At 39.1% G+C, this 16,794-nt stretch carries 19 protein-coding genes, 1 pseudogene and 1 riboswitch; of the genes and pseudogenes, 4 read left to right on the top strand and 16 right to left on the bottom strand.

All coding sequences use genetic code 11. The features are described 5' to 3' along the window. Positions 1 to 2: 2 nt before the first annotated feature. Positions 3 to 2,516: a preprotein translocase subunit SecA gene (gene secA, locus CUU66_RS04605; RefSeq protein WP_101640497.1), complete on the bottom strand. Its 2,514-nt coding sequence runs from the start codon at positions 2,514 to 2,516 to the stop codon at positions 3 to 5. Positions 2,517 to 2,875: 359 nt separating this feature from the next. Between secA and CUU66_RS04600 the strand changes: the two genes are divergently transcribed. Next, the gene (locus CUU66_RS04600) at positions 2,876 to 3,196 is read left to right on the top strand and encodes a helix-turn-helix domain-containing protein (RefSeq protein ID WP_101640532.1); all 321 of its coding nucleotides are present in this window, start codon (positions 2,876 to 2,878) and stop codon (positions 3,194 to 3,196) included. A gap of 134 nt (positions 3,197 to 3,330) precedes the next feature. Here CUU66_RS04600 and CUU66_RS04595 read toward each other — a convergent pair whose 3' ends face one another. The 3 genes from CUU66_RS04595 to CUU66_RS25335 form a co-directional block, all read right to left on the bottom strand. Further along, a complete protein-coding gene (locus tag CUU66_RS04595) occupies positions 3,331 to 3,774 on the bottom strand; it encodes a DUF6557 family protein (protein ID WP_101640496.1) in 444 nt (147 codons plus the stop codon). Positions 3,775 to 4,006: 232 nt separating this feature from the next. Beyond that, the gene (locus CUU66_RS04590; protein WP_257967897.1) at positions 4,007 to 4,138 is read right to left on the bottom strand and encodes an anti-repressor SinI family protein; all 132 of its coding nucleotides are present in this window, start codon (positions 4,136 to 4,138) and stop codon (positions 4,007 to 4,009) included. Between the two features lie 32 nt (positions 4,139 to 4,170). Beyond that, positions 4,171 to 4,257, bottom strand: a riboswitch (cyclic di-GMP riboswitch). 416 nt (positions 4,258 to 4,673) lie between these two features. Continuing rightward, positions 4,674 to 4,757: a hypothetical protein gene (locus CUU66_RS25335; RefSeq protein WP_374702970.1), complete on the bottom strand. Its 84-nt coding sequence runs from the start codon at positions 4,755 to 4,757 to the stop codon at positions 4,674 to 4,676. 10 nt (positions 4,758 to 4,767) lie between these two features. On the opposite strand from CUU66_RS25335, the gene CUU66_RS24725 reads away from it, so the two are divergent. Beyond that, positions 4,768 to 5,082, top strand: a complete 315-nt coding sequence (locus tag CUU66_RS24725; RefSeq protein ID WP_257967896.1) for a hypothetical protein — start codon at positions 4,768 to 4,770, stop codon at positions 5,080 to 5,082. A 66-nt stretch (positions 5,083 to 5,148) separates the two neighbouring features. Here CUU66_RS24725 and CUU66_RS04580 read toward each other — a convergent pair whose 3' ends face one another. Next, positions 5,149 to 5,511, bottom strand: a complete 363-nt coding sequence (locus CUU66_RS04580) for a hypothetical protein (RefSeq protein ID WP_101640493.1) — start codon at positions 5,509 to 5,511, stop codon at positions 5,149 to 5,151. Positions 5,512 to 5,862: 351 nt separating this feature from the next. Between CUU66_RS04580 and CUU66_RS04575 the strand changes: the two genes are divergently transcribed. Together CUU66_RS04575 and CUU66_RS04570 are read left to right on the top strand one after the other, a co-directional pair. Then, complete coding sequence (locus tag CUU66_RS04575; RefSeq protein ID WP_101640492.1) at positions 5,863 to 6,198, top strand: helix-turn-helix domain-containing protein; 336 nt, start codon at positions 5,863 to 5,865, stop codon at positions 6,196 to 6,198. Between the two features lie 25 nt (positions 6,199 to 6,223). Then, a complete protein-coding gene (locus tag CUU66_RS04570) occupies positions 6,224 to 6,793 on the top strand; it encodes a class D sortase (protein ID WP_257967895.1) in 570 nt (189 codons plus the stop codon). 49 nt (positions 6,794 to 6,842) lie between these two features. Here the strand turns inward: CUU66_RS04570 and hpf are convergent, their stop codons facing one another. The 11 genes and pseudogenes from hpf to CUU66_RS25320 all read right to left on the bottom strand — a co-directional run. Continuing rightward, complete coding sequence (gene hpf / locus CUU66_RS04565) at positions 6,843 to 7,409, bottom strand: ribosome hibernation-promoting factor, HPF/YfiA family (protein ID WP_101640490.1); 567 nt, start codon at positions 7,407 to 7,409, stop codon at positions 6,843 to 6,845. 255 nt (positions 7,410 to 7,664) lie between these two features. After that, the gene (locus CUU66_RS04560) at positions 7,665 to 9,848 is read right to left on the bottom strand and encodes a hemoblobin-interacting domain-containing protein (RefSeq protein WP_101640489.1); all 2,184 of its coding nucleotides are present in this window, start codon (positions 9,846 to 9,848) and stop codon (positions 7,665 to 7,667) included. A gap of 105 nt (positions 9,849 to 9,953) precedes the next feature. Next, positions 9,954 to 10,301, bottom strand: a complete 348-nt coding sequence (locus CUU66_RS04555) for a flagellar protein FliT (RefSeq protein ID WP_101640488.1) — start codon at positions 10,299 to 10,301, stop codon at positions 9,954 to 9,956. Further along, the gene (gene fliS / locus CUU66_RS04550) at positions 10,301 to 10,702 is read right to left on the bottom strand and encodes a flagellar export chaperone FliS (RefSeq protein ID WP_101640487.1); all 402 of its coding nucleotides are present in this window, start codon (positions 10,700 to 10,702) and stop codon (positions 10,301 to 10,303) included. Before fliS ends, CUU66_RS04555 begins: the two co-directional genes overlap by 1 nt. Before the next feature lie 17 nt (positions 10,703 to 10,719). Next, entirely contained in the window at positions 10,720 to 12,765 is a 2,046-nt protein-coding gene (gene fliD, locus CUU66_RS04545) for a flagellar filament capping protein FliD (protein ID WP_101640486.1), read from the bottom strand. A 15-nt stretch (positions 12,766 to 12,780) separates the two neighbouring features. Next, positions 12,781 to 13,146, bottom strand: coding sequence for a flagellar protein FlaG (gene flaG / locus CUU66_RS04540; RefSeq protein WP_101640485.1), 366 nt, complete (start codon positions 13,144 to 13,146; stop codon positions 12,781 to 12,783). 156 nt (positions 13,147 to 13,302) lie between these two features. Then, complete coding sequence (locus tag CUU66_RS25330; RefSeq protein WP_374702969.1) at positions 13,303 to 13,482, bottom strand: flagellin; 180 nt, start codon at positions 13,480 to 13,482, stop codon at positions 13,303 to 13,305. Continuing rightward, the gene (locus CUU66_RS25325) at positions 13,470 to 13,841 is read right to left on the bottom strand and encodes a hypothetical protein (RefSeq protein WP_374702967.1); all 372 of its coding nucleotides are present in this window, start codon (positions 13,839 to 13,841) and stop codon (positions 13,470 to 13,472) included. Before CUU66_RS25325 ends, CUU66_RS25330 begins: the two co-directional genes overlap by 13 nt. A gap of 276 nt (positions 13,842 to 14,117) precedes the next feature. Beyond that, positions 14,118 to 14,249 (bottom strand): putative motility protein, encoded by a 132-nt coding sequence (locus CUU66_RS04530; RefSeq protein ID WP_374702968.1) that lies wholly within the window; start codon positions 14,247 to 14,249, stop codon positions 14,118 to 14,120. Positions 14,250 to 14,337: 88 nt separating this feature from the next. Then, the gene (locus CUU66_RS04525) at positions 14,338 to 14,577 is read right to left on the bottom strand and encodes a hypothetical protein (RefSeq protein ID WP_101640484.1); all 240 of its coding nucleotides are present in this window, start codon (positions 14,575 to 14,577) and stop codon (positions 14,338 to 14,340) included. A gap of 77 nt (positions 14,578 to 14,654) precedes the next feature. Beyond that, positions 14,655 to 14,921, bottom strand: a pseudogene (locus tag CUU66_RS25320) (flagellin); the annotation flags it as partial. Positions 14,922 to 16,794: the final 1,873 nt, after the last annotated feature.

Below are 16,794 nucleotides of genomic sequence, written 5' to 3'. Positions count from 1 at the left end.
GGTTATTGCAATTGTCCGTGGCAGTTTTTAAACTTTTTGCCGCTGCCGCATGGACAAGGATCATTGCGTCCAACTTCGGCTTTTTTTCGTGCAGGCTTCTTCTTCACCGCTTCGCCGTCATCCTTAGGATTCACAGCTTGTCCCTGCGCCACTTCCTGGCGCTCAAGATTGTTGCGGATCTCAGCTTTCATAATATATTTAGCAACATCATCTTCAATGGCAGCAATCATGCCGTCAAACAGAGCCAGTCCTTCTTCTTGATATTCACGGAGCGGATCGATCTGCCCGTAAGCACGAAGGTGGATACCCTGGCGGAGCTGATCCATGGTGTCAATGTGATCCATCCATTTGCTGTCAACCGCACGAAGAACGATGACCTTCTCAAACTCCCGCATCTGTTCTTCAGTAAGCTGCTCTTCTTTTTCATCGTATCGGTTTTTAATTTTTCCAAGAATGAATTCAACCATCTCTTCTGGATCTTTGCCTTTTAGATCATCTTCCGTTAGATCGCCTTCAGGAAGAAGGTTTCCGTGAATATAATCAATCAGGCCGGTGAAGTTCCAGTCCTCTTCGTCTTCATGAGGAGAAACAAAAGCTTCAAAGTTTCTGGAAAGAGAAGTACTGATCATTTTTTCAACAATGCTGCGAAGGTTTTCACTGTCAAGCACTTCGTTACGCTGCGCATAAATGATTTCACGCTGCTGGCGAAGCACATCATCATATTGCAGAAGCTGTTTACGGGCATCAAAGTTATTGCCCTCAACACGTTTTTGCGCAGATTCAACCGCTCTTGTGACCATTTTACTCTGGATTGGCTGAGAATCGTCCATTCCAAGGCGGGCCATCAAGTTCTTCATGTTATCGGAGCCGAAGCGGCGCATCAATTCATCTTCCATAGAAAGATAGAACTGAGTGACACCCGGGTCTCCCTGACGTCCGGAACGTCCGCGAAGCTGGTTATCGATACGTCTGCTCTCATGGCGTTCAGTACCGATTACGGCAAGCCCGCCCAGCTCCTTCACGCCTTCGCCAAGCTTAATGTCTGTTCCGCGGCCAGCCATGTTGGTCGCAATCGTAACAGAGCCCTGTTCGCCGGCGTGAGCGATAATTTCAGCCTCACGTTCGTGATTCTTCGCGTTCAATACATCATGTTTAACGCCTTTTCGTGTTAACAGATGTGAAATCAGTTCAGATGTTTCTATTGCCACGGTACCAACAAGAACAGGCTGTCCTTTAGAATAGCGTTCAGCAATTTCCTCAACGACTGCATTGAACTTCCCTTCCATCGAAGCATAAATCAAATCCGGACGGTCATCACGGACGATTTCTCTATTCGTCGGAATCACAATAACATACATATTATAGATATTGCGGAATTCCTCTTCTTCCGTTTTAGCTGTACCAGTCATCCCGGAAAGCTTTTCATACATACGGAAATAGTTCTGGAACGTAATCGTCGCGAGCGTCATGCTCTCGTTTTGGATTTCAACGCCCTCTTTAGCTTCAATCGCCTGATGCAGTCCGTCGCTGTAGCGGCGTCCCTTCATAAGACGGCCGGTAAATTGGTCAACGATGACGATTTCATCGTCCTGTACTACATAATCCACATCAAGCTGCATGCTTGTATGAGCCTTTAGGGCCTGGTTGATATGATGGTTAAGCGTAACATGTGAAATATCAAATAAGTTATCGATGCCGAAAGCACGTTCAGATTTAGAGATACCTTCTTCTGTCAGCTGAACACCTTTTGTTTTCTCATCGTACGTATAATCAACATCTTTTTTAAGGGTACGAACGAACGCATTCGCCTGGATATAAAGCACATTCGATTTCTCGGCAGTGCCGGAAATGATCAGAGGTGTACGAGCTTCATCAATTAAGATCGAGTCAACTTCATCGATTACGGCGTAATAAAGCGGACGCTGAACCTTTTGTTCGCTGTAAAGAACCATGTTATCACGAAGATAATCAAACCCGAGCTCATTGTTGGTGCTGTACGTAATATCAGCAGCATATGCTTCCTGCTTTTCTTCCTTTGTCATGCTGTTCAAGTTAAGGCCGACAGTCAACCCAAGAAAATGATACAGTTTGCCCATTTCTGAAGCATCACGGCTTGCCAGGTATTCGTTTACCGTAACAACGTGAACACCCTTGCCCGTAATCGCATTTAAATAAACCGGCATCGTGGAAGTCAAGGTTTTACCTTCCCCGGTTTTCATTTCAGAAATATTTCCGTCATGAAGGGAAATACCGCCCATTAACTGCACACGGAAAGGATACATACCTAGCACACGGCGCGAACCTTCACGGACAACCGCGAATGCTTCAGGCAGAATGCTGTTCAGCTTCTCGCCTTTTTGATAGCGCTCCTTAAATTCCTCAGTTTTTGCTCTTAATTCATCATCTGACAAACGTTCCATATCTGATGCTAAAGCTTCTATTTGATCGGCCTGTCTCTCAAGGCGTTTTATTTCGCGTTTATTCTGGTCAAAAACTTTATTCAAAATCCCCAGCATGATAAGCGCTCCTCTTTTATAAAAGTAAGTGAGCCCAACTGCGTAGCGGGCACTCTTGATGAATATAATAATGGAATATATTTATTAGGAAGAAATTCACCAAAAAAGCCGAAATTCCTCTACTGAATATTTAAAAGTACTAGATATAATTTTACCACTTCTTGTCCACCGGTACAACCAGAGCCAAATAACCTGCCATTAAGGACTTTTTCCGGATAAAAAAGTAAGAAAAGCACTATAAAAATGACAGAAATTATAGTAAGTTAATATAGAGTTCAGTATAAAGTACATTTGTTAAGTTTTCATTAAGATACAGTTGATACCATACATATTAAAGCCTGCGGGATGTGATATTCATGATGATCGGTGATCGAGTAAAAAATATAAGAAAAGAAAAGAAAATGTCTATGTCAGAGCTTGCTGAGAAAGCGGGCGTGGCGAAATCTTATCTCAGTGCTTTAGAACGCAATTTACAATCCAATCCTTCTATCCAATTCATTGAGAAAATTGCGGTGGTGCTGGAAGTGCCGCTGGATTCTCTTTTATATGACCAGCCGAAGAAAGACAGCCTGGACGCTGATTGGATGAAACTGGTCCAGGAAGCTATGAATTCAGGAGTATCAAAGGATCAGTTTCGTGAATTTATCGAATTCAATAAATGGAGAATCAATAAAGAATAAACCAAACAAGGTGCTGTGGGTACCTTGTTTTTTCTTTTGGTTAAAAGGCTCTGTTCAATATTATTGTTGATTATGACAAAGAAAAGGACCCCAATTGGGAGTCCTTTTTCTGACCTCTCATTTAAACAATCAATTTATTCATTATCGAACTTGTCGTAACCACCAAACGTCATTTCCCACAAACAATGGGCCAGAAGACTTTCAGCACTCATTGAGTGTAAAGTGTCTGAGTCGATATAAAAATTTAACCATTCATTAAAATTATAACCGACTAGAGAATATCCAATATGCTCATCGTCTCTTCCAGAAACATCAAAATAAAGGTCCTTATTATTTTCATCGAAAGATTTTATCCAAACTGGTTCATCATTTTCATCTGTCTCAAACGCATCTATGTAGATAAACATATTAGAATGATTTTCTTTAAGACCAGCATAATGCAGTTTTTTATATAACTCTCTAAAATCTGCCTGAATATACTCTATTTTGCGTTCTATTCTATTTGAATAATGCAAAACGATTTTCTCCCAAACTTCATTAAAAGGGCTTAATAAAACTAAATCCTTTAAGGTAGTCATCAAAACCTCCATACATAATAATTCATAGTTTAATAAATTCAGCTTATCATACGTTAAATCGATGGTTACAGAAAATTTCATCTTAATTTACTTACTGTTATGATTATCCAGTATCGATGTAATTGGTTAAACAGACCCTTTTTAAAAAATAAAGCCCTTAAAAAGAAAGCCTGTCAGGCAAGCTCACTTTTTAAGGGTAGGTTTTTACCTTTATCTTAATTCCCCATTCAGGTTACACGGCTTCTATCTGTCCCTGAGCACTCTGCAAAAATTCTCTGACTTCGTCCAATTTCATTCCCATCTTTTTTGCTTGAAGCAGCAATTCAACCCACTCTTGATCCAACTCAGGTACAGTTATTACCAATCTCATTACCCTCCTAAAATACCTTATGTATTTCAGGCAGCCCAGCCGCCATAGTATCTATTACCGTAGACCTGTGACTTTGCGTCCCTGCCTTTCAGCATGGTTTGCCTTTTTCTGTAGTGCTTATCTCACAAATTTGATTATAAACAAAGCAACCGAATTACTTTGTTGCTTTATGTCAGTTGAAAACTAAATTTTCAGTCTTTTTATCTTCAGGAAATCGCATTTTTCAGCCAATTTTTGTAAAAAAATCTACTTTGCAGTATGAATCCTTCAAAATATTTGTCTATATTAGTCGTAATTGTAAAAAATTTATGGAAAAAGTATTCACCTTTTTTTCGAGTATACTTTAGGTTCGGGAAACCTTGCGGATCGCCTTCCCACCTTTTCCATTGTCATTGCATTAAACAACCTCTGACCCGTTAGATCTTCCCCGCAAACTGGACACGTCCATTGGCCCAATTCCGAACTGCTAAAAGAAGGTCTGTGACATTTATAACAATTTTTACGGAACACCTTGGTTTCCCCCTAAAGTTTATTCATCCTCTTCTTTTTTCCTGCGGTTATTTACAAACAAAATTGATCCTCCAGATAACGTTAAAAAGACACCAACTAACAGGTAATTATAATTGTCCGTTGCTGTGTCTGGGAGCTTGTTGTCGTCATTCCTGCTGGTGGTACTTGGTGTTGGATTAGAATCAGTCGGTGATACTGTGGGATTTGGGACTGGGTTTGGTTCCGGATCAGGCGCTGGTGTTGGTTCAGGATTTGGTTCCGGCTCTGGACATGTGTTGGTTTCTTCACAGCTTAGTAGTTCTGGACACGCGTTAGTTTCTTCACAGCTTGGCAATTCTGGACATGTGTTGGTTTCTTCACAGGTGGTAGGTGGTGCATCCATACTCGATGCTACAAACTTAAACTCTACTTCAGCGGATGAACCCTGAAATTCGTTACCTAACTCCAAAGGTATGGTCACTGTAAACACAATAGCTTCTCAGCTTCTCAGATTTTCAAGTTTCCAAGTACCTGGGGGGAATCCCAGTAAAACTCTTTAATAGTCCTGAGTATAAAAGATTACTACTTTGCTCGATTTTCAGAGTCAAATTTTCATATAAATCTATATATGATTTGTGGATTCCAGTGACGAATGTGTATTGAAAATTTTTGGTTCCCGAATTCCAAATCGTAATCTCTTTGGATAACACATCACCTGGAGCTGCTTCAACTACCTGAAACAAGGATTTCTGAGGATCTGTGGTAATATTGATTTCATTGTTCGCTGCGTTAACTCCTTTTGGCGCTAAGAAACTATAAAGCACAAATATAATCATTATTATTACTACAGGCTTTGCCAAAAGTTTCTTTTGATACATGGCATAACCTCACTTCAACTTTTTTATCTAATATAGAATGGGATGTTTACCTCCACAGCTAGAAATTGATGACTTATTGTCTATCTCTCTACACCTTAACCAAATAAAGTAACTACCTACTTCTCTATTAAGATGCTTTTATTTTGTTCGTTTTAAAGAACTAACAACTTTAGTATAATTGATAAGTCTCGGTAATGAAAAAACTTAAAATAAGCTAAATTTTCTTAAAAACGAACATTTTCTATTAATTATCTTATTTTTTCTCATGTTAACTCAGCATTCCTTATTTTTTAAAGAACTTATTGTTCTATATAATGAATTTACAATTATAGTACAAGGGGATTTATAACTATGGATGGTGAAGCTTTTCGGAGGATGCGGATTAGGAAGGGATACTCAATAAGCCAGCTTGCGGACCGATCGGGTATTTCTAAGTCGTATTTAAGTTATATAGAAAGAGGACTGCAGCAGAACCCTTCAATAAACATTCTTACGAAGCTTGCCCAGGTTCTTGACTGCAGTATGGACGATTTAATGGGAGATGGTATGAGTGATATTACTCTTGATGAAGATTGGGCCAATCTTATCATTCAAGCAAAGCAGCAAGGTGTGAGTAAGGAGGAATTTAGATTGTGGCTGGAATTCAATATTTATAAGAAGGTACGAATTAATGAAGCGGAAGAGTAAGGTTTTCTGGATCGGAATAATCATTATGTTAGCTGGATTTGGATTTATCGTCCATTCCTTATTTCAAATAAGCAATCAAAGTCACCTACAGGATCAAGCACTTAAAAATGCTAATAAAATTGTAAATTCACCGTCTTCAAAGGATAAAACCAAAAAGGAAATAAAAACAGAGCAAACTAAAACAATTAACTCCTTCCAAACAGGTGACATTATTGGAATACTAACAATCCCTGTATTAAAATCAGAACTCCCAATAATCGAAGGAACACATGAAGATGACCTTGCTAAAGGGGTCGGCCACTACAGTAAATCTGCGCTGCCTGACCAAGAAAATCAGATTCTCCTTTCTGGTCATCGTGACACTGTTTTTCGCAAGTTAGGAGATTTAAAGAAAGGAGACATTTTAGAAATTAAAATGCCGTCAGAAACCTATCGTTATGAAATTTACAAACTTTACATAGTGGACAAAGACAACACCACTGTTATCCGTAACACTGCTCCTAAAGAAATACTCACCCTCTCCACATACTACCCTTTCTACTTTGTGGAAAATGCACCAGAACGGTACATCATTGAGGCAAAAAGAATCCAATAAAAATGCCTGACTCCGCTAAAAGGGAATCAGGCATTTTTTATTATTCTATTTAACTGGGCTCAATTAGCCCGTATCGTCCATCATTACGCTTATACACTACATTCGTCAAATTGGTCTCAGCATTCGTAAATACGAAAAAACTATGTCCCAGCATGTTCATTTGGAGAATAGCCTCTTCACTATCCATCGGCTTTAAATCAAAGCGCTTATTACGGACAACCTCCAAATCATTTTCTTCCTCAACATCAACAAGCGTTGCACTTGCTTCAGCTTCACTAGAGCCGTTAGTAAATAACCCCTGGACACTTCCCTTTTCACGAAATTTACGATTGACCTTCGTTTTATGTTTACGGATCTGCCGTTCTAATTTATCAGTAATCAAGTCGATGGCAGCATACATGTCATTATTAGATTCTTCTGCACGAAGCACGAGATCCGACATCGGTATAGTTACCTCAACTTTGGTAGATTTATCGTTATAAACCTTTAAATTAACATGCACATTTGCATCGGGAGTATCATTAAAATATCTCTCTAACTTGCCAATCTTTTTCTCTACATAGTCACGCAAAGCTTGAGTTACTTCAATGTTTTCACCACGAACGTTATAATTCATCGATGAATTCCTCCTTTAAATAAGGTATGTACTATACATTCAACGGTACCCTTTACAATTCCTTCATAAACGTGAAAAGAATTATGTCGAATTTTTAAACTTGGTGCGGTTAGCCATTTACAAAGGGGTTATCTACATTATAATTCTGGTGAACTTAAAAAATACCTTAAAGAAATAATTTATATATATACATCAGTTATTGATTTCCTTTAGTTTTAAGAACGGCCACCTGAAAAATCAGATGGCCGTCCCTGTTTACTTTTTAATTAAATCGGAAGTCAGCTGAACTCTACTGAACTTAACTACTTTGCCCTGCGAGTCAACTTCGTAAAGCCCGAGCCAATAATTCTCAGTAGCTGCTATCTCAGAAACTGAACTTATACTTTTCAAACCAGGTACAGACTGTTTCACTTCTGAATTTGGTATGGTTGTTGCTATCTTGTACTTAAAAGTGTTACCGCTAATAGGTTTTTCTTTAAAAGTAACTTTCGTTTTTCCTACTTTACTGCCTTGCTCTATACCGTAAGGGACCTCAGGAGTTGAGTAATCAACAACTGAACCGATATCAACTACACCAAATCCGACAATATGATCCTGTTCATCTACTTGATACAAAGCAAGGAATTTTTGCGGATAGACAACTGTTATTTCTTGTCCTGTAAACTCCTTTGCATTCGCTGAGACATTAGAGCCCCAGATAGGAGTAGATGGCTTTTTATAGGATTCTAAATACTTAATTTTTCCTGAAGCAGGAGGTGTTACAGTAAAGTTTACTGTATCCTGGGCAGAACCAGCAACCGGTTTACTGCTTGAAACTCCTGTAAGTGATATAACAGAAGAAGTTGCTTTCAAGACAGATACCTTCACAAGTCTTCTGTCACTATTCAATTCGTATATAACGATTGTATTCTTTATCGGTGTTATACCGCTGATTTCAGCACCTAAGTTATAACTTTGTAAGCCCGACTTGACTGGCACAACTTCTCCGTATTTAGGGAGTACCTCTGCTGAATTTGCTTCAACAATTTCATACTCAGAATGGTTTCCAGCTTGAAGGGAGGCTCCTGTGATTTTGACTTCTCCAGCCGTATTTCCCTTCTCAAGTTTAGCTCCTGCAATAGAAGAAGCCGCAAGAACGGAGCTCTTTATTTCCTGAGTAAGAGGCTCTGGATTTACATCATATCCTTTTACTTCAATCTTGAACTCATAAGATCCTTCGTAATATCCGCTCTTCATAAATAGCTGAGGCGAAATGGTCAATTTTCCTTTTGCAACCGTGTAGTCAGCCGGTGCTTTAGGATCTGTTGTTTTTACTAACAGCCTTTCACTTTCTCCTTCTTTATTAAACCAGACCTTTAAGTAAGGTGTTGAAGCTACTGTATTGGTTTTATCATCAAAAGTTAAATCTAGGGCTTTACCAATTGTATTGTCTGTATCGTCCGCAGCAAAGTTTATCACTGCCATATCAAATGATACTTCAGTGCTATAAGCATTTTGTGCTTCATCTACAACCTCAACCACTAGAGTGCTTCCTGGGAAGCTGCGTGGAAGTTTAACATTAAAGCTTGCTGCACTGCTCTGTTTGCTGGCCGTTGTTTTTCCAGACGCTATATAAACTTTTCCTTCCGGCCGCTCTTCATAAACATTGATTACCGCATTTTGAGAAAGTGTAACACCCTTAATTACGGTATCCCCAGCTATTGGTTCCTCAACCTCAAGCCCTTGTGTATTATCTCCTGAAGTCCAAGCAAGATCTCCTACTAATTCCTCAATAGGTGAAGAAGCCTGCCCTTTTACTACAGAAATCTTCTTATATACTGTATTTTTCTTTCTATCTTGATTTGCGTTTTGTTCTTTTCCAACAATAATTAAATCATATGCTCCCGGGGGAACCAGCAAAGTAAACTGCCCCTTAGCATCTGTGATCGTTTCATATGTAAGTTTGGGAGAAATGGCTCTGACCGTTACCTCCGGAAGCGGATCGCCGTATTGTGAACGGACGATATCTTTAATTGCACCAGTCTTAGTGGCATCAAAGGAATCGGAATAAAATTTTACGGTAAGCGATGTTGGTGCATTGCCAGTTTTTACAGTCACAGGAGCTGCCACTGTATTTTTCCCACCTGTAAACTGAACCTTATATGTACCAGGAACTAAATTTGATGAGGATGTGTATACTCCGTTACCCTCATACACAACACCAGCATCATAAACATTGCCGCCTTGATCCAGCGTCTTCACAGTTAGGCCAGACATGCCTGCCGGCTTTTTCGAACTGTCCAGCCAGTCACCGTCTAAGACTGTAATCCTAAATTGTGAAATCGTTTGTTTCGCTGCTGCCTCTACCTTTTCTTCTTTAAAAGGAGAATGACTGCCCATTGTGTTGGCCAGTACGATAATAATGATAAAAAAGCTGGCCAAAAATTTAAATTTACTCATAAAATCCCCCTTTTTTCCTTGTTTCGAATATATATATCGGTAAAAATACCCACTTATTTAGATTTTTTTGTAAAAAAATAAGCCCATAGAAGTATGGGCTGGTCATTATTTACGCTTATCATAAAAATATCCATCTGTTGCAAGAGACTGATAGGGATTAACATATGCTTGATTCCCTTGTTTTTTGGATTGGAGTTGTTTGATATCTTTTTGGATATCCCGTTTTATGGTAGAAAGCTTTTCGGTTACCTGTTTTTCCAGACCCAGCAGCAATAAGCCTGTAGTCTTTTCCTCATCCGAAAAAGGAGGTATGGCGTTAGCCAATACAGCTTGACGCTCTTCAAGAATTCTCTCTATTTCTTGAATCTGTTCATCCCGTTTTTCTTCGCTAGAAGTATTAATCAACTCAATAAGCTGCAGGGAAAGAGAGCGGTAAGGCAGCAGACGGTTCATTAAATGGAGCCACCTTGAACAAATTGCTTTTGGCGGTTAGTCTGGATCACCTGTTTCCACGTATCGCGAAACTCGGTGACCAAGCCTTCCACTTCTTCAAGGATAGCAAGATCATTATTAATATTAGCCTCCATGAGACGGCGGTTCATATAATCATAGAGGGACATCATATTCTTGGAAACTTCCAAGTCCATGTTTAAAGTGACCATCAGCTCCTGAATGATCTTTTGAGCCTTTTGGATGTTAGTATTCTTTGCTTCTATTTGCTTCTGTTCAACAGCCGTTTTAGCCTGGTGAATAAATTTAATGCACCCGTTGTATAGCATTAAAGTAAGTTCCCCAGGGGATGCCGTATTTACACTATTGTTTTGATAGGCCTGATATGGATTATGCACTGCCATTAAAATGTCATCCTTTCTTAGTAGCCTCCGCCGAATTGCTGCATGAGGTAGGTGGATTGAGAATTGGATTTTTGTATTGCTTTTTCCATTGCTGTGAATTGGCGGTAGTAGCGGTCTTCGGCTTGGACAAGACGGTCTTCAAAAGAATTAATCCTTGTATCTAAGCTATTGAGATCCCGGCCAATTGTAAACTGGGAATTTACTGATAAGGCGGTCCCTGCTTTTATCTTCACTTTATTCCAAGCTTGATCGACGGAATCATACAAGCGCTGAACAATACCTCTTTGTGAAGATGTCGTGCCGTTTGCTGTAAATAAGGCTTCAACGCCTTCTGGATCTTCCCCAATAGCTTTTTTTAACTTTGCCTCGTCAATTTCAAGCTTACCGCCCTCTAAGTAGTTGGAGGTGGTTTTAATTCCTAGATTACTTAGCTGCTTGTATAAGGAGTTAGCTGCTGAGTTGACGGGTGTAGAAAGGTCGATCCGCATTTTGTTTAACACATCACTTAAGATAGGATCTCTCTTAATTAACCCGCTTTTAGCTTTTTCCTCCCACTGTTCCTGTTGCTTATCAGTAAGAGATTCTCTTTCCTCATCCGATAAAGGCTGGAAGTCCCGATATCTTTCTTGTGAAATCTTTGAAGAAATCTTTCCAATCAGCTCATTGTACTTATCGACAAGGCCTTTTATATTATCATAGATCTTTTGGCTATCATTTTTGGTAGATATGGAGACCGTGTCATCAAAAGTTTGTTTAAGAGTGAATGTTACACCATTTACTTCAAAAGAGTTAGAACTCCTATTCGTTTCTAGACCATTCAGCATGAAAACGGCGTTTTTCCCGCCTTTTTCTACTGCCGTGGAAAACTTTAATACATCGTTGATAAAGCCTCCATCTGTAACTATTTCTGGGTCTGTTTCCTCACCATTAAAATTTCCGGTTTCTTTACGGGTCATGGACATTTTATCACTCGCCGTATCGTAAAACATAGTCACGCCTGCAGTGGAACTATTTACCCTGCTGATCACATTGTTCAAGCTTTCAGATCCTTGAACACCAAACTTTTCCGTAACGATTCCTTGGGAAGTATGTGATGTGATACCAAATGTAAAATACTTTTGCTGATAAGATGCTGTTATTTTTGTTTCTTCGGAAAATGCATCATTTAATGTGACCTTCCCCGTATCAAGATCGATTGACCCCTTTACAGTCTTCCCATCCGCCTCGTCCACTAAGTCTACCTTTCCAGTTGTTCCGCTAATAATAGCTTTTAAAGTTAATGATGTGCCGACTTTAATGTTTAACGAGCTTGCATTAATCGCAGCCTTTGATAACTGAAACTCTTTAGCATCTTTGCTAAGTGTCAATTCATCTACTTTAAAATGGGTATAATAATCTACATCAATAGTGCTGCCTTTATTTATATCGTTTAAAAACATTAAATTTCCACTTTCATCCAACCCGACCTGATTATCATCGGCAGGTTTTCCGGATACAACTTTGTATGCTTTACCATCTACTTGTACTACAGAGTCTGTTGTGATGTTTTTTAGAGAGACAGTCTCTGGAAGATTTAATTTAAACGTCTTTCCACTTTCAGGGACTGCGATTTTTTGATACTCAACACTTCCGTACTTCCAGTCAAAATCCGCCCCTGCTGCAAATTGTCCTGCAGCCTGATTAAGACTTTTTGTCAGATCCACCTTCCCACTCCCAGCCGATATCCCGGAGACACTTGCCTTTGTAGCTGCTTCCGCCAGCTGAGTTACCTTGGAAATAGTATAGCTGCCGTTTGAAGCACTCGCACTCGCCGTGGCAGTTACCTTTGATTCAGTCGAGCTGGACGTTTCTTTGGCACGATAGGAGGAAGATAGTTTCATATTGAAGAGCTGGTTTCGGAAGTCATATAGAAGAGTATTCATTGAACGGCAATCTTCTTTTTGCCATTCAAGAACCTGCTTTTTCTGCTTCATCTTATCCATCGGCAGACGTTCAGCCTTCATTAAATCCTTAACCATCGTATCGATATCCATTCCACTTGCAAGACCGCTGATCCTAACCATGAAGTACCACCACCACTATATTTTCTTGTCCACCATAATACCTAAAAACTCAGTCATCTGAGCATATAAATCCAGCATTTTTTTTGGCGGAATCTCTTTTATTAATTCATTCGTATTACTATCTACAATCGTTACGTAATACTCGTGTAGTTTCTCGTGAAATTCAAACTTTAGCGCAGTTTGGGTTGGGTTGAGAAATTTGTTCAAGCTCTCAACCATTTCATTGACTTTTTCTTTTGTTGGATTAGGCTGAATCGTATCATCAACATTCTTAGGTTTATATTCAATTTCTAATTCTGCTATATTTTCATTTTGGGTGTTAGATGCAATTGTTGTATATCTTGATGCAGCAGGTGAAAGATTAAGTGTTCTTTCGATCATGGGAAACCTCCGCAAATACATATTAATAACATCACTACTAATATCGGAACAACTACGAATATATTTAACTATTTATAGGATTTTATCTGGAAAGGTAGAAAAGAAAAAAGGATGGATGTCTATAAAAGACGATCCGTCCCTTATTGATAATTATGATTAACGAAGAAATTGTAGAACCCCTTGTGGCTGTTGGTTCGCTTGAGCCAGCATAGCTTGTGCTGCTTGAGAAAGAATAGGGGTCTTAGTTTCAGTCATCATTTCTTTCGCCATATCTACGTCACGTACACGAGATTCAGCAGCTGTTAAGTTTTCAGAAGATTTACCTAAGTTGTTAATAGTGTGCTATAAACGGTTAGTATAACACCAATTTTTAAACGCTCTGCAGATACTTTTTCTATTGCAATTTGAATTTTGGTAATAGCAGCAGATGCAGTTGAAGCACTAGTAACATCCAATGCTGCTTCTGTTGTTCTATTGCTTTTTCCATCAGTAACAGAATTAGCAGCGGTAAATCCTGTAGCTCCTGCTGTACCTGTAATACCTGAAGCAGAAGAACGCATGTCATCTAGATCAAGAGTTAAGCTTTGGCTTTGGTTTGCACCAATTTGAAGATTAACTCCACCAGGTGTAATAGTAGCGCCTGTACCTACAGTAGCAAGAGCGTTACCTACAGCACCTTTAAATGTCTTTTTCATTGTTCCTACAACTAGTCTAAATACATCATCTTTTCTCCTCCTAAAATAAAAATAGCCCCTACTCCGAATCTTGAAGTAGAGGCTCAGATTGCTTACGTGTTGAACATCTAATGTTCACATAGAAAATTTACGTTAATTATAATATATGTCTCAATATTGGGTTATTACTGGTTATGTATGGGCTACTTTTGGTAGGGACTTTCAGGGGATAAATCAACTTTCCTCATTTTCTCTCAAAAAGAAAAAGAGCAACGGGGTTACTCCAAAATGTCTCCTCTATAATTTTAAATCTATGTTCCCACCCAAATGTGGCTGAGCAGCGTGTTGAATAGCAGCTATGTTATTTGTACTCATCAACTTTTGAAGAGCCTCACCTTGCTGTTCGGCATTGCCCATTGCCATTTTCATAACTGACATCGAAGCTTGTTGCTGGACTTGTCCTTGACTTAATGTCATTGACAGATGCAATATCCATGAAAACATCACCTTTCTAGTGCTAATGAACAATCGAATGTAACTGCTCTTCTAGGGAATGAATTTCTATTTTCAAATCATTCAATTTATCATTCAACTTGTCAACTTCTTTCGAAGTAAGTTCATGGTCACGGGTGTATTCAGCTATTCTTTTCATTTTTTGAAGCCTTATGTCTATCTCTTCCAAGATAGAATCTTGTTTCCTACACCATTTGAGCTGTACTTCAAGAAACTTTTTATGTTCTTGGGCATCTTTATCCATCGAGTTTCCTCCTGTCGAACAGCTTTAAATGAAAAGAGACCCTAGTAAAACTAGAGTCCCTTCCAAATAATCTAAAATTAACGAAGAAGTTGTAGAACTCCTTGTGGCTGCTGGTTAGCTTGAGCAAGCATAGCTTGAGCAGCTTGAGAAAGAATTGAGTTCTTAGTTTGATTCATCATTTCTTTCGCCATGTCTACGTCACGTACACGAGACTCAGCAGCTGTTAAGTTTTCAGAAGAGGTGTTCAAGTTATTGATTGTATGCTCTAAACGGTTTTGGTAAGCACCAAATTTAGAACGTTCTTGGGAAACTTTTTGAATTGCTTCATCAAGTACCTTGACAGCAGCAGTAGCTTTTTTAGCATCCGTAACATCCAAAGCGTATTCAGTTCCAGTATTGTCTGTTCCATTTGTTACTTCTTTACCATTTGTATTCGCACGATAAGAAGCATCGATGTTATTTCCTAAGCTATCTTTTACAGTTTTTGTAGCTCCAGCTGTAGTATTAGAAATATCCAATGCATCAGCACGCATATCATTCATGTTTATAGCAAATGTTTGACCCGCGCTTGCCCCAACCTGCATTGATAAAGAATTGTCTACTGTATCATTTTCAACTTTAAATTCTGCCTTATCTCCAGCGGTAACATTATTTGATGTTTCTAGTGTTACCCCATTGCCAAAATCAAGTTTATCTCCCTTATTGAAACCAATTGCCTGACCTACATTATTATTAGTTGTTGTATTTGTTAGTTGCGCTTTAAAGTTATCAACACCAGCTTTTACCGAGAAGAATACATCTCCAGCGGCTGACAAATCTGCCTTGTCATACTCGAACGAAACTCCATTGCCTAAGTCAATGCGAGAATTGTCCCCAGCTCCATTTAGAACCTTAGATCCTTGTCCGTTAGTCCCGTCCGCATCTTGTATTTCTGCAGTATATGTTGTTTGTGAAGCTACTGTAAAGTCAACATTTTTACTTACAGTTCCAGCAACTGGCGTCATAGCAGTAAGACCTGCTGAATTTAAATCAACGAATATACCGTTTCCTGCAGCTCCTAGTGCGATATTCTTCAATTTATTTGGATCAGCTAAATCAGCTTCTGATAATGTTTTCGTAGTACCAAGTGCTTCACCAGCATCAAAATCATTACCTGCATCCGCATCTTGATAAAGAGTTACGTCATAAGTAGTATCGACATCCACTGTTGTAGTTTGGGTTTGCCCACCAGCTAATTGTGTTGCATCAATGGTCATGCCTAAGTTTTGAGTTCCTAAACCATTCATATCAAAGGTAACTGCACCATCATCAGTACCATCTTGTTTAAAGGTTTTAGTTACTGCAGTACCTCCGTCTTTTACAACAGATACTTGAGTCCTAATTGCATTAGAACTTAAATCTAAAACATCACCGCTAAAAGCACCTGCTGTGCCATCATTTTTTGTTGCATCACTTGCATACATTTTTGCTTTATCCACATCAAACGAAATGTCTCCAAGAACAATTGTTTGAGCACCTGCCGTGTTAGTAAAGGTAGCTTCAGCTGATTGTACTACTGTATCACCAGAGCCAGTATTACTTGTTAAATCAAAGCGCATCTTGACGTCGTCTGTAGTATTGGTAACTGCTGACGATGTACCCCCTAGTGCCAATTCATTTGTACCACCTATAGTAAACGTACTACCTAATGCATCATCACTACTTTTAATCGTGATGCCTGTCCCTGATCTTTCAACCGTAAAAGTTAAGCCATTTTGAGCTGTACCATCAAATGTATCATTGATATCACTTTGTAAAGCTGTAACTAGTGCATCTATCTTAGTAGTATCGGTTAGATCATAAGTACCTGCTCCAGCTAAAGCTTTAACATCTGTTAAGTTGATAGTTTGTCCATTAAGGGTCAAACTATCATCTGATAAATTGGCACTATTATTCGTATAAGTCGTTGAAGATAATGATGCTTGAGTGTCTCCTAGTTGAGTCACTTTAACTTTATAATTATCGGCCTCAGCATATGATGAGTTTTTCGCTATAGATAAATTTTTAATCGCACCACTCGTATTATCAGCATTGAATACATCACCTGCAGCAGTACCTACACCAGTACCATTCACACTAGCTTTATCGATAACTGTGTTCACTGCTATGTCTAATCTAGTATTATCCGCAAGTGCTGATACATCCAAAGCACTGATACCAGCAGCATTACTTCCTGTT

It is taken from the genome of Peribacillus deserti, assembly GCF_002863585.1.
Taxonomy (GTDB): Bacteria; Bacillota; Bacilli; order Bacillales; family DSM-1321; genus Paraperibacillus; species Paraperibacillus deserti_A.
The sequence above is the reverse complement of the archived record's forward strand: the minus strand, read 5'-3'. Positions and strand labels throughout refer to the sequence as shown.

Coding starts and splice junctions, on each gene's coding strand:
- secA (WP_101640497.1), bottom strand. CDS start 2,516: ATGCTGGGGATTTTGAATAAAGTTTTTGACCAGAATAAACGCGAAATA.
- CUU66_RS04600 (WP_101640532.1), top strand. CDS start 2,876: ATGATCGGTGATCGAGTAAAAAATATAAGAAAAGAAAAGAAAATGTCT.
- CUU66_RS04595 (WP_101640496.1), bottom strand. CDS start 3,774: ATGACTACCTTAAAGGATTTAGTTTTATTAAGCCCTTTTAATGAAGTT.
- CUU66_RS04580 (WP_101640493.1), bottom strand. CDS start 5,511: ATGTATCAAAAGAAACTTTTGGCAAAGCCTGTAGTAATAATAATGATT.
- CUU66_RS04575 (WP_101640492.1), top strand. CDS start 5,863: ATGGATGGTGAAGCTTTTCGGAGGATGCGGATTAGGAAGGGATACTCA.
- CUU66_RS04570 (WP_257967895.1), top strand. CDS start 6,224: ATGTTAGCTGGATTTGGATTTATCGTCCATTCCTTATTTCAAATAAGC.
- hpf (WP_101640490.1), bottom strand. CDS start 7,409: ATGAATTATAACGTTCGTGGTGAAAACATTGAAGTAACTCAAGCTTTG.
- CUU66_RS04560 (WP_101640489.1), bottom strand. CDS start 9,848: ATGAGTAAATTTAAATTTTTGGCCAGCTTTTTTATCATTATTATCGTA.
- CUU66_RS04555 (WP_101640488.1), bottom strand. CDS start 10,301: ATGAACCGTCTGCTGCCTTACCGCTCTCTTTCCCTGCAGCTTATTGAG.
- fliS (WP_101640487.1), bottom strand. CDS start 10,702: ATGGCAGTGCATAATCCATATCAGGCCTATCAAAACAATAGTGTAAAT.
- fliD (WP_101640486.1), bottom strand. CDS start 12,765: ATGGTTAGGATCAGCGGTCTTGCAAGTGGAATGGATATCGATACGATG.
- flaG (WP_101640485.1), bottom strand. CDS start 13,146: ATGATCGAAAGAACACTTAATCTTTCACCTGCTGCATCAAGATATACA.
- CUU66_RS25325 (WP_374702967.1), bottom strand. CDS start 13,841: ATGAAAAAGACATTTAAAGGTGCTGTAGGTAACGCTCTTGCTACTGTA.
- CUU66_RS04530 (WP_374702968.1), bottom strand. CDS start 14,249: ATGAAAATGGCAATGGGCAATGCCGAACAGCAAGGTGAGGCTCTTCAA.
- CUU66_RS04525 (WP_101640484.1), bottom strand. CDS start 14,577: ATGGATAAAGATGCCCAAGAACATAAAAAGTTTCTTGAAGTACAGCTC.